General features: G+C 61.9%; 8 protein-coding genes, 4 pseudogenes and 1 other annotated feature. Of the genes and pseudogenes, 5 read left to right on the top strand and 7 right to left on the bottom strand.

All coding sequences use genetic code 11. The features are described from left to right. Positions 1 to 790 precede the first annotated feature (790 nt). Positions 791 to 1,068: pseudogene (locus AC1MGR_RS24530) on the top strand (transposase); the annotation flags it as partial. A 268-nt stretch (positions 1,069 to 1,336) separates the two neighbouring features. Here AC1MGR_RS24530 and AC1MGR_RS24525 read toward each other — a convergent pair. Then, on the bottom strand, positions 1,337 to 2,380 hold the full coding sequence (locus AC1MGR_RS24525) for an IS110 family RNA-guided transposase (RefSeq protein ID WP_480233119.1): 1,044 nt from the start codon (positions 2,378 to 2,380) through the stop codon (positions 1,337 to 1,339). 72 nt (positions 2,381 to 2,452) lie between these two features. On the opposite strand from AC1MGR_RS24525, the pseudogene AC1MGR_RS24520 reads away from it, so the two are divergent. After that, positions 2,453 to 2,614 (top strand): annotated as a pseudogene (locus tag AC1MGR_RS24520) (IS3 family transposase); the annotation flags it as partial. A gap of 268 nt (positions 2,615 to 2,882) precedes the next feature. Here AC1MGR_RS24520 and AC1MGR_RS24515 read toward each other — a convergent pair. Then, entirely contained in the window at positions 2,883 to 3,398 is a 516-nt protein-coding gene (locus AC1MGR_RS24515; RefSeq protein WP_480233263.1) for a thermonuclease family protein, read from the bottom strand. A gap of 910 nt (positions 3,399 to 4,308) precedes the next feature. Further along, positions 4,309 to 5,313: an IS481 family transposase gene (locus AC1MGR_RS24510; protein WP_480231791.1), complete on the bottom strand. Its 1,005-nt coding sequence runs from the start codon at positions 5,311 to 5,313 to the stop codon at positions 4,309 to 4,311. A gap of 170 nt (positions 5,314 to 5,483) precedes the next feature. Here AC1MGR_RS24510 and AC1MGR_RS24505 point away from each other — a divergent pair, with 170 nt between their 5' ends. Both AC1MGR_RS24505 and AC1MGR_RS24500 read left to right on the top strand, forming a co-directional pair. Continuing rightward, entirely contained in the window at positions 5,484 to 6,539 is a 1,056-nt protein-coding gene (locus AC1MGR_RS24505) for a Hint domain-containing protein (protein ID WP_480233262.1), read from the top strand. Positions 6,540 to 6,637: 98 nt separating this feature from the next. Further along, on the top strand, positions 6,638 to 7,669 hold the full coding sequence (locus AC1MGR_RS24500) for a glycosyltransferase (protein ID WP_480233261.1): 1,032 nt from the start codon (positions 6,638 to 6,640) through the stop codon (positions 7,667 to 7,669). 317 nt (positions 7,670 to 7,986) lie between these two features. Here the strand turns inward: AC1MGR_RS24500 and AC1MGR_RS24495 are convergent. Beyond that, positions 7,987 to 8,190 (bottom strand): annotated as a pseudogene (locus AC1MGR_RS24495) (transposase); the annotation flags it as partial. A 54-nt stretch (positions 8,191 to 8,244) separates the two neighbouring features. Between AC1MGR_RS24495 and AC1MGR_RS24490 the strand changes: the two are divergent. Further along, positions 8,245 to 9,490, top strand: a pseudogene (locus AC1MGR_RS24490) (IS3 family transposase); the annotation flags it as partial. Next, positions 8,546 to 8,662: a sequence feature (AL1L pseudoknot), on the top strand. It overlaps the preceding pseudogene by 117 nt. Before the next feature lie 131 nt (positions 9,491 to 9,621). On the opposite strand, the gene AC1MGR_RS24485 reads toward AC1MGR_RS24490, so the two are convergent. The 3 genes from AC1MGR_RS24485 to AC1MGR_RS24475 form a co-directional block, all read right to left on the bottom strand. Then, a complete protein-coding gene (locus AC1MGR_RS24485; RefSeq protein WP_108037715.1) occupies positions 9,622 to 10,014 on the bottom strand; it encodes a hypothetical protein in 393 nt (130 codons plus the stop codon). A gap of 29 nt (positions 10,015 to 10,043) precedes the next feature. Beyond that, positions 10,044 to 10,259: a hypothetical protein gene (locus AC1MGR_RS24480; RefSeq protein WP_108037717.1), complete on the bottom strand. Its 216-nt coding sequence runs from the start codon at positions 10,257 to 10,259 to the stop codon at positions 10,044 to 10,046. Between the two features lie 83 nt (positions 10,260 to 10,342). Then, complete coding sequence (locus AC1MGR_RS24475; protein ID WP_480233260.1) at positions 10,343 to 11,479, bottom strand: FAD-binding domain-containing protein; 1,137 nt, start codon at positions 11,477 to 11,479, stop codon at positions 10,343 to 10,345. Between the last annotated feature and the right edge of the window lie 23 nt (positions 11,480 to 11,502).

Genomic DNA, 11,502 nt, shown 5'->3' with positions numbered 1-11,502 from the left:
ATATAGCTCTGAGAGACCAAAAAATTTGGCGCGCAACAATATTTAAATTTGCTTTGAGATAACGTGCGGCACTGAGAGAGCGTGCAGGTGTTGTATCACAGTGGAAAGCGCTCATCACGAGGAACTGTCAAAAGGAGAATCACAAAACCCAGGGCAAGCACCAGGAGCATCGCGAGATGGTAGATACAATCCAAGAGCTTTTTTAGTGGTATGCAGGACATCCGCTGCCTGGGCTGATCCTTCAAATGTGAGAGGTGACCGCCCTCGACCTGCTACGGTACGTAGCCCTTCCTCCTGGTGCACCCATCTGTGTTTTCATCCTCCCAGAGAGAGTTGTGGCGGGTTTTCTTCTGGCTGATGTCGCCCACCGAAATAGTAATCAGGTTCAATATCGAGGGAACGCCGTTCTGATCGCAGGATCGTGTGTGCCAACTGTTCGGGAATAACGAACCAATTTAAATCTTGCTGGTATTCCACAAATTGCAATGCACTGCGGCGTGGAGAATCAATGGGGTACGCCCGACCGACACTTGCTGCGTGCGATCTGCCGCAGATGCGATCCTACTCCGCGATCACCCGCCATAGCGATGGACGCATCATCCATGTGCGTGACATCAGAGCTACCAGTGATGCCGAGGCAATCCGTGTCGTCACCGCGAGGGGCAGCACCATTCGGACAGATCTCTGGAGTGATAGAGGACTCGTCAAACGGTCCGGCGAAATATGACCTGACCGGCTGGCTTTGGACCAGGCTGATTGAGAGGATTAGCCGGGACCAAGAGAGTCGAACATGCGGCGAGGTCAGAAGACGAGCGCAGAGCAGGTGGTGCTGACGCTGCGCCAGATCGAGGTGCAAACGGCACAAGTTAAGAGTTTGGCGCTGGCCTGCAGGAGGCGGAGATCTCTGAGTAGAGCTATTACCGCTGGCGCAAGGAATACGGGGGTCTCCAAGGCGACCAGGTCCGGAAGATGAAGGACCTGGAGCGCGAGAACGGTCGGCTGCGGCGGCTCGTTGCGGACCTGTCTTTGGAAAAGCAGGTGCTGGCGGACGTCGCCTCGGGAAACTTATTCTCTATTCGGGGTTCATCGGTCAACTCCCTTTCGTGCGCATCCTAGTTCGGCGCGTGAACGGTCCTGTGGAGCTCTTGCTTCTCTCCGAGGTCGGCGTGGGCCGCCTCATGATGGGATCAGAGGGAGTGGGTGGAGCGATTCTCAAGCCGCGCGCTCGGCAGAACCGACGCTTGAGTTTCCTCGGTCTCACCCGCTCCCGTCGTCCCCACAGGGACCTCCTCCACGCCGGAGGAGCTCGGTGTTGCGTGATGCTGGTGTGCGGGCCTCAGGCCGCCGTAGCGGTCGCGACCGACCAGCGGAAGTCCGTCTCGTCGCGCCACATGCGGTGCAGCACAATCGCCAGCTTGCGGGCGACGGCCACGAGCGCCTTCTGCATGCCCCGCCGCTTGGCCACCGCCAGTCCCCAGACCTTCAGCGAGGACCACCGGCCGCGCGGGCTGGTCAGCAGCACGAGCGCGGCCTCATACAGCGCGGCACGCATCATCGTGTCCCCGCACTTCGAGATCCGTCCGATCCGCATCGTCTCGCCAGACTGGTAGAGCCGCGGCGTCAGACCGTAATGTGCCCCAACGCAGTGCGAGCGCCCGAACCGAGCCGGATTGTCGACGCAGGTGCGGTAGGTCAACGCCACGATCGGCCCGACACCGGGCGCGGTCATCAGCCGCCGGCAGATCGGATCGGTACGGACCTGGTCCAGCAGCATCTTGTGCAGCTTGGCGAGCTGGGTCCGCAGCGCGGAGCGTGCCTCCAGCAGCGGCAGGACCACGGCCGCGACGAACGGCAGATCAAGCACGAGGTTGCGCACGCGCTGCTCGAACCCGGCAGCCCCCACGACGCCGACCTTGAGGCCGAAGTTGCGCAACTGGCCGCGTAGGTCGCTCTCGATGTCGTAGGCCTTGCGCTGCAGGAGCTTGCGCGAGGTCAGGAGCAGGCGGCGTTGCTGGCTGGCCGGCGTCTTGACGTGAACCGGCTTGAACAGGCCGACCCGCATCATCTGGGCAATGCCCATGGCGTCGTTGCGGTCGGTCTTGTTGATGCGCGCCGAGAGGGCGGCGTGCATGTGACGGGTCTCAACGCAGATCGCCGGGAGCCCTGCCTCGACTAGGCCGGCGTAGAGCCAAGGCGAGAGCGGCCCTGCCTCCAGGCCGACACGCCCGTAGCTGTGCCCGAGGTCGCTGAGATGCCGGCTGATAACCTCGGGATGGCTCTCGACCGTGGCGCGGTGCACGACCTTGCCGTGGGGATCGACGATGCAGATCGCGGTCTCCTTCACGGAGACATCGAGGCCGACGTGGTGCTGCTGGTCCATGGCAGGGCTCCGAGGTTGGTTCGGAGCACCATCATGCCGCTTCCACCGCGCGACGCACCCCGAATACCCCATCTAGCCCTCGAGCGACGCAAGCAGACGGTGGATGGGATCCGGGAGAAGTACGGCCTCTTGGAGCGTCACGCCTGCCGGACCGTCGGCCAGCACTGGGGCACGCAGCGCTACGTGCCCACACTGACGGCCGACGAGGATGCGCTGACCCGAGCCATCATCGCCCATGGGTACGGCATGATCTGACGCAGCGCGAAGGATGGATGCAGGCCAAGCACCTGTCCGACCAAGCGCCCGCGGCGGAGGAAGCCAAACCGAAACCTCCGAGCGTCGCGCCGGCGCTTTCAACGGCTGCCATCGCAATGCTGCTCATCGCCGCGTCATTGGCCAGCTACCCGAGCTCGTGCGCTTGCCCCTACAACACTGATCGGGGCCGGCGGTTGTGCGGCCGGTGCAGAGCCTATACCCGCCCTGGCAGATATTCGCCGCTATGCTAGGCCAAGGACATCATATCCGAGATGGTGCAGCCTACTGAGCCAGCCACTGACCCTCGGCCCGGACGAGCCTCTGTTAAGCCCCGCGAGGCGCGCCGCCCAACCGCCTTCGCCTTGTTCTCCGAGCAGAACATGCATTCGCCGGCCGGGTCGTTGATGCGGGTCCGCTCGTAGTCGCACGAGCCAGGCAGCTGGTCGATTTGTTCGCCCCCGGTCGAGATCTTGCCCTTGACGTTACAGCCGCTCGGCGGCGTGACGGTCTCAGGCCGCGAATGCTTGCCGCCTGCGCTCATCTGGCGGCGCCACTCAGACGGCTCTTGGAACGTACCGGCCCAGATGCCCTGTCGCAGCGTCTTCGCGGCGAACACGGAATTGGCGTAGTTTTCGGCGTAGCGCCAGTACGCAATGGCGTCGCCCAGGCGGACCATCCAAGCGTTCAGATCCTCGGTTTCGGCTCGGCAGACGGCCACGACCCGGCCGTAGCGATCGGTGTCGGGTGGATCGCAGGTTACCAAGCGCTCGCCAATGTGGTCGGACAGGGCGAGAGCCGCCGTTTGGCCGCGGTGTAGTCCTTGCCGGCAGTGTCCTTGCAGACCTGCGCGCTCTCGTGCGCGTCGATACTCTGCAGGCAGATCCGGGTTCCGCGGACCTCAAGTGTATAGCCGTCAATCCCGAGGCCCGTCCGACGGTCGAATCGGTTACGATAGGCATGCTGTCTGAATTGGAACGATATCGGGAGGCGGAACTGACTGTGAATGGCAGGCCCGTTACACGGTGCGGACGAAACAACATCGCTATGACCATGCGGTTCGTCAAAGCGCGTAACGCATCAATCGGAGCTAGTTTCAGCAATTTCGGGAAGATCTGGCATTTTATGCGGGAGAATCTAGCAAAAAATGTTGCCATATAGTATTGAGCATGACTGGAACAAAACCATAAAGCAATAATGTGAGCTTATTTTGTGGCAATCAAGCAACACGCTTCTAAATACACCTAATGACTACCGTTATATGAGATTTTCACGAATTTTTAGATTGCAGTTTGGAAACTTATAGGCCATTTTTCGAGATGCAATCTTACCTTCTGTAGGGTAATTGATTTTCGTCAATAATAATATCTTTGGGGAGTAGGTAATGGCGCTGCCGATTACATTTAATAAAACCGTCTTTCAGGCTGGTTTCTTCGGCACAGACGATGGCGGTGTGCCTACAAATGCCACTCGAAGCTTCCGAATTGACGATACTTATGACTTTCCAGTCACCGTTAATGGAACTGTTACGGATAGCAACAGCACGGTCACTTTGACATATACGCTTCCAGGATCATCTACTCCGACGACCCAGACGCTGAATGCGACAAATTTAGATAATCCAGATATGATATTGTTCACGGGGAGTGGTGTCCCCGGGAATCAAGACGGCAGCCTTAGATGTTCGGTCCCGGCATGTGGTGTGACGGATCGAGCCTGAAGCGTTCTGGCTCTTTCGTCCAGGCCTGGCAGATGAACTCGTAGGGGGTAAGGCCGCGTAGGGTCTTGAGCCGGCGTCCGTAGTTGTAGGCATCCACGAACAGCTGCAGGTGCTGCCGGAGTTCTTTGTGGCTCTCGTAATGGTAGCGCTTGACCGTGGCGTCCTTGATAGTTCGGTTCATCCGCTCGACTTGACCGTTCGTCCATGGGCAGCGCGGCTTGGTCAGGCGGTGCTCGATCTTCGTCTGCTCGCACGCCCATTCGAACGAATGCCAGCGGTACAGGCGCGGCCCGTCCTGGGTCGCCCAGTAGGCGGCTGCCTTCGCTTCGACCTCCTCGTTCACTGGCTTGTTGTCGGTAAACTGGATGCCGTTATCAGTGAGCACCGTGTGGATCGTGTAAGGCACCGCCGCGATCAGATCATGTAGAAAGGCTGCAGCGATCCGTTGCGTCGCCTTCTCATGCAGTTGGACGAAGGCGAACTTGCTGGTGCGGTCGATGGCCACGAACAGGTGTAGCTTGCCTTGTTCGGTGCTGACCTGCGCGATGTCGATGTGGAAGTAGCCGATCGGGTAGGCCTTGAACTTCGAACGCTTCGGCTTGTCGCCCTCGACGTCCGGCAGGCGATTGATGCCGTGACGCTGCAGACAGCGATGAAGCGACGAGCGGGTCAGATGCGGCAGGCTCGGTTGCAGCGCGTAGAGGCAGTCGTCCAGCGGCAGCAGAGTGTGCCGGCGGAAAGCGACGATGACCGCCTCGTCCTCCAAGCTAAGTACGCTGGATCGGGGCTCCTTCGGTCCCATCCGAGCATCGGTGCTGGTCTGGCGTGAGCGCCACTTCTGCACCGTCGTGGCGCTGACGCCGTAGCGCTTGGCGGCGGCCCTCACGCTCTCTTGACGAGCTTGGATTGCCCGACGGACCGTCTCAGTCGTCGTGGCGCTGCCGTGAAGAACCTGTCCCATAGCGCGTCCCTCCAAGCGGCATCAGTCGTACCACCACACAGTGGGACCGAACATCTAATCGCTATGTTTTCTCAAATGTTCAGATGTATGGAAATCCGCCCCCGGCCGGTCAGACCCGCACTACCTTTGCTGACGACGGTAACGGTGCATTAGGAGAGTACGCCGCGCCGGTGTGTTTCACCATCGGCACCTTGATTCGTACGTCGCGCGGCGACATAGCAATCGAGAGCCTGTCGGTCGGCGATCTTGCGGTGACCGCATCGGGAGAGCACCGCCCGATACGTTGGATCGGCTCACGACGCATGGACTGCCGCCGGCATCCCAATCCAACCCATGTAATGCCAGTCCGAATCCGCGCCGGCGCGCTCGGCATCAATCGTCCAGCGCGAGACCTGCTCGTCTCACCAGGACACTCTATCGCATTTGATCTCCTGGGAGAGATACTGGTGCCAGCATCTGCCCTCATCAATGGGTGCACCATCGTTCAAGAGGACGTGGAGAGCATCACTTGTTGGCACGTCGAATTGGAAACGCACGACCTGATCCTGGCGGAGGGACAAGCGGTGGAAAGCTACCTCGAAATGGGGAACCGCACCTTTTTCGGCGGAGGTAGCGTAATCGATCTATCTGCTTTACCGGCTGCGATCAGCACAGCATCTCGCACGCACGCCGATTTCTGTCGTCCGTTCTACGACAACGGTGCATTCATTGAAGTGGTACGTACCCAGTTGCGAGCGCGGGCCGAAGCTCTTGGATGGATGCTTGTTACGCCTGGCGTTTGGGAGGATGTGTATTTGGAGGTGGACGGTAGGATCGTGCGCCCACGCAGTGAAGGGCTTTCAGCATCCTTCGAATTTACTGCGGACGCTAGGGAGATTTGGTTGGTGAGCGCAACCAGCGTCCCTGCATATGTCGACCATAACTCGGACGGGCGGACGCTCGGCTTGTGTTTATCGGGGTTGTCCCTAGGTGATGGCGCGACGGAAAGGCGAGCCGTCCCTCTGGACGATCCCCTGCTGTGCATCGGTTTTCATACACTTTCGCCTGGCCATCGGTGGACTACGGGCCGAGCAAAGCTTCCGCACACACTGACATCGGGAATGCACGGCCAAGTTACCTTGCATATCGAACAGGGTAAAGTTTGTCTTCCGCGTTGGGTATTTCCCGATGTCGATCTTTCCGGTAACACAGCACTGGAGGATCTGCAGTTAAGAGCAGTCGCCTGAAACAGTTTCTAAAATTAGGCTTTGTTCCGGCCGACCAGATTGGCCGGAACGAGCCATCGACCGTATCGCGCATCTTCTACTGGCGCGAGACTACAGATATGCAGCCGTTCGAGACAGGTATTCAACGTGTGACCCGCCGCCTCGCTGGTGGCTTGCTTCGACACGGCGTCGATCTTGTACCGACTGGATGGGATCCCGTACGCCGAGCGCTCCGCCTTCCCGAAGCCGCAGGCCGCATTTCAGAGCGGGATTGGCTTCTGGTACCCGAGATCCCATTGTCGATGCTGTGGGACGATCTCGATCCAATCCAAGTTGCACGCGCCTACGGTTTGCAGTCGGCTGCGATCGTCCATGATCTCATCCCAATTCGTTTGGCTCATCTGTACGATGAGGCGAAACGAACGTTGTTCCGACGCTACTACCGCATGTTCACAAGCGCTGATCTCGTGCTGGCCACCACTCATCTCGTTGCAACGCATCTGCGGAATTACCTTCTGAGCGAAGGAATGCCACTGCCGAACATCGTAGTTGTTCCGCTGCCTGCGCAATTCGGCAGCCTGCCGCGGGTTCAAGAGGTGCCTACGCGCCGACAACCAGCTGACTCTTTAAAGCTGCTCACGATCGCCACGTGGGAGCCGCGCAAGAACCTCCCGCAGCTTCTGCGTGCGGTAAAGACAGCGCAGGAACATAGCAAATATTCAATCGAGATGACGCTGGTTGGTCGCCGCAATGTCTACTTGGACTTAGATAGAGAAATCAGGGCGCTTGCCGCTGGAATAGTGGGCGTGAACCTAGTTGGCCAAATCGAGGATCATGTTTTAGCTAGGCTCTATTCTACGCACCACGCTAGCGTGTATCCTTCCTGCGAGGAAGGGTTTGGAATGCCGGTTCTTGAAAGCTTATGGCTCGGGCGGCCCTGCCTTTGCCACGAAGGCTCAGCGATGGCTGAGGTCGCACCGGGTGGGGGCACGCTCATGATCGACATGAGGAACGAAGCAGCCATCGCGAATGCACTTATTCGGCTCGCCGAGCAGCCCGAATTGCTTGATCAGCTTGCAAGCACAGTGTTGCAGCGACCGTTACGAACTTGGAGTGATTATGCAGTCGACGTGGCATCAAAGCTCAACTGATTATTACAAGCAGCAGCCTGTCCAGCAGCTTTTCATCGAAGGTCATGGTGCGCCTGTTCCGTCTTCTATACCTGGATGATCAGTCCGGGCCTCAGTGAGCGCCTCGGCCAGCACCCTTCGACCACTTGCGCCGCAGACCTTGACGTACAAAGCAGACCAATCGAGCCGTGAGATCAAGGGCGACCCGCTCGGCGTGAGGGTGCACCAGCGCCAGCGTCGGCATCCGCCGGCCGCGCAGATCGGCGACGAGATCCTGCCCATCCGTGCAGCGGAAGCGGTAAAACAGCGTGGGCATTAGGTAAGGGGCTCATGCAGGTCTATGCGATGACACAGAAAACGAGCGCGATCGCGGCCAGATAGTTGCAGGCTAAGCGATCATAGCGGGTCGCAACGCGCCGCCAGTTTTTGAGGTAGCTGAACAGCCGCTCGATCTGATTGCGCCGCCGGTAGGCGATCCGGCGGTGCCTGTAGGGCACCGTCCGAGTGGCCGTGGACGGGATGGTGGCGATCACCCGGAGGCTCTACTGAACCGCGCCGTGTTTTCCGGAGGCCTCAACTCTTGCGAGGATGGAGCCATGCCGAAGCGAAGCCCACCTTTTTCCCCTGAGGTCCGTGAACGCGCGGTGCGGATGGTGCTGGAGCACCCGGGCGAGCACGACTCGCAATACGGTGCGGTCCGCTCGATTGCTGCGAAGATCGGCTGCTCGGGCGAGACGCTGCGAAATTGGGTACGCCAGGCCGAGCGCGACCAGGCCCAACGAGCCGGCCCGACGACGGACGAGCGCGAGCGGATGAACGCGCTGGAGCGGGAAATTCGTGAACGCCGGCAGGCCAACGAACCGAAGGACCGCGCAGCGAGATCCTGAGAAAAGCATCGGCGTATTTTGTCCAGGCGGAGCTTGGCCGCCCGTTCAAGCGATGATCGCCTTTATCGACGATCATCGCGGGGCCTACGGGGGCGAGCCGATCTGCCGCGTGCTGCCGATCGCCCCGTCGACGTATCATGCCCATGTCGTGCGCCGGGCCGATCCCAGTCGGCTGCCAGCACGATCCAGGCGGGATGCGGTGCTGATGACCGAGATCCGGCGCGTGTACGAGGCGAATTTCTGCGTCTACGGCGTGCGCAAGATCTGGCGGCAGCTCGCCCGTGAGGGGATCACGGCGGCTCGTTGCACCGTTGCACGGCTGATGCGAGCGATGGGCCTGCAGGGCGTCGTGCGGGGCAAAACAGTCCGCACGACGATCCCTGATCCGGGGGCCGTCTGCCCGCTCGACCGGGTCAACCGGCAGTTCAAGGCCGCGTGTCCGGACAAGCTGTGGGTCGCGGACTTCACCTACGTCGCCACCTGGGGCGGCTTCATTGATGCGGCCTTCGTAGTCGATGTCTTCGCTCGCCGGATCGTGGGCTGGCGCGTGTCGCGCTCGATCCGGGCGGACTTCGTGCTCGCTGCCCTGGAAGAGGCCCTGCACGAGCGCCGCCCCTTCGCCGGCGGCGGTCTCGTCTGCCATTCCGACCGCGGGTCGCAATACGTCAGCGTCCGCTACACCGAGCGCCTCACCGAGGCAGATATCGAACCCTCCGTCGGCAGCGTCGGCGACTCGTGCGATCATGCTCTCGCCGAGACGATCATCGGCCTGGTCAAGACCGAGGTGATCCACCGGCGCGGCCCGTGGCGCTCTTTGAAGGCCGTCGAATTCGCCACCCTCGAAAGGGTCGACTGGTTCAACACCCGCCGCCTGCTCGAACCCATCGGGAATATCCCTCCCGCTGAAGCCGAAGCGCGCGACTATGCCCAAACCGAGGCGCAAGCGTTGGCGGCCCGACCAAAACTAAATCCCCTCCGGAAAACCCGGCGCGGTTCAATCGCGAAGAGGAAGAACCAGCGAGGCATACTGCCGGATAGCACGCTTGTGCATGCCGGTGACATGAAAGGCATCGCGAATAGCATCCGTCAGCGGATGAGCGCGCCTGCCTGCCCGAGCCCGACCCGGTCACCGGCGGCGTTCACGCGGCCTTGACCCAAGACCTTCGTCCGCAGGTGATCGATCGCTTCGATGGCATGGGCACGCGCTGTCGAGATGGCACGGGGTAACTGTCCGACGGTCGCCCCCACGGCGTTCGGACTTCTCTCCGGGTCCATGAGAAGCGTGATGCCTTCCAGCCTCTCGAGGACCACACGGCGTGCCTCCCAGATGCTCTGGTCCGGCTCCAGAAAGCGGAGCGTTCCATCGACCAACCGCATGACGTCGTCGACAAAGCTGGCGGCCGCCGCGCGATGCGCCCGCACCTGATCGCTGGCGGCATCGAGCGCTCGAACGACATCTGCGCGAAGCTGCGTCGACATGCGGGTGATCTCTCAGCCTGGCCGACCGCTCAGTGCTTCACCGTCGCCGGGCTCGGCTTCAGATGCAGGAAACTCCGCTCGCCCGTGGCCGCCTCAGCGATGTGGTCGATCGCGTTCAACAGCTCACCGAGGTTCTGGTCGGCCGAGGGCTGAAGCAGGACACGTCGGGCGGTTGTGCGCCCGGCGATGAGCTGCGCTTCGGTCAGGGGATCGAAATCGGGGCGAACCCGTCGCTTCTGGCTCATCGGTCTTCTAGCTCGCTGATGGCGTCAGCAAGGAGTGCCGACCGCATGGTTAACGAAGCGTTAGCCACCGCTGGAAGACGGTATCAGGCCCCAGTCGCCAGTACGGCCGGAATGGCAGAGCGCAGGCGAGAGTACCCGCGCGTGGATCGCGGCCAGGCAGTCTCGTCCCAGGCCCGGCGGATACGCAGGCAGCCGTCCGGCAACGCCTTCGCCGACGGTCCGACGGGTGCCCAGGCCGTCAGCACCGGCAGGTCGCCCGCCCATCCCGCCCCCGTTGCTTCGGCCGGGCATCCGAAATGCGCTTCGGCGCGGGCCAGCGCATCCGTCATCGCGACCGCGTCCGCGGATCGAACCCAATCGGACGCCCCATCCGCATGGGCGATCAGGCCGCCGACGCGTACAACGGTCGCGCCGCCCAGCGGCAGGCTCTCCGGGTGCAGGTCGTCGAGGTGCAGGAGCAGCGCAACGTCGCCCGACGGTGGGGCATCGGCCGGGAGCAGCGCGATCTCGCGTGGCGGCATCGCCTCGTCCAGCGCATCGGGGTACTCGTCGAGGCCGACGGGATCGTAGCGGCCCTCCGTGTAGCGGTGGATGTTCTCCGCCCGGGCGACGTAGTGCTTGCCGCGGGTGTGCAGCCCCGCCACCCAGCGCCACGACAGCGTATTGCTCGCCGGGTCGCCGTCGAGGAGGTGACGCATGAAGAAGTCCGCCCCGAGGGCCCAGGGCAGCCGCAGGGTGAAGATCCAGATCGAGGCGAACCACATCCGGGCGTGATTGTGCAGCCAGCCGGTCTCGACGAGGTCGCGGGCCCAGTCGTCGAAGCCGTCGATGCCGGTCCGCCCCTCCACGGCCGCCTCGTAGGTGCGGCGCAGGCCCGGCTCGGCAGAGAGGCGCGCGCGGTCCGCGGCGGCCAGCACAAGGGCCTCCGTCCAGGCCGAGGGGTGGGTCTCGAGGTGGCCCTTGAAGTAGGTCCGCCAGAACACCTCCGACACGAACTTCTCCGCGCCCCCGTCGCCGAAGGCTCTGTCGGCGGCGGCCACGACCTCCGCCTCGGTGATGAGACGGCGGCGCAGGTAGGGCGAGAGCGCCGATGTCGTCGGTGTGTGCCCGGGCCCCCGATCGGTGTTGCGGTCGGCGGCATAGGCCGCGCCGGCACCGGCGAGAAATTCGGAGAGGCGGTCGAGCCCGGCGGCACGGGTCATGGGGAAGCTGCGATCCATGCCGCTTACCTAGGGGCGGGCCC

The organism is Methylobacterium sp. BI1 (genome assembly GCF_056680125.1).
This window is presented reverse-complemented; position numbering and strand designations above follow the sequence as displayed.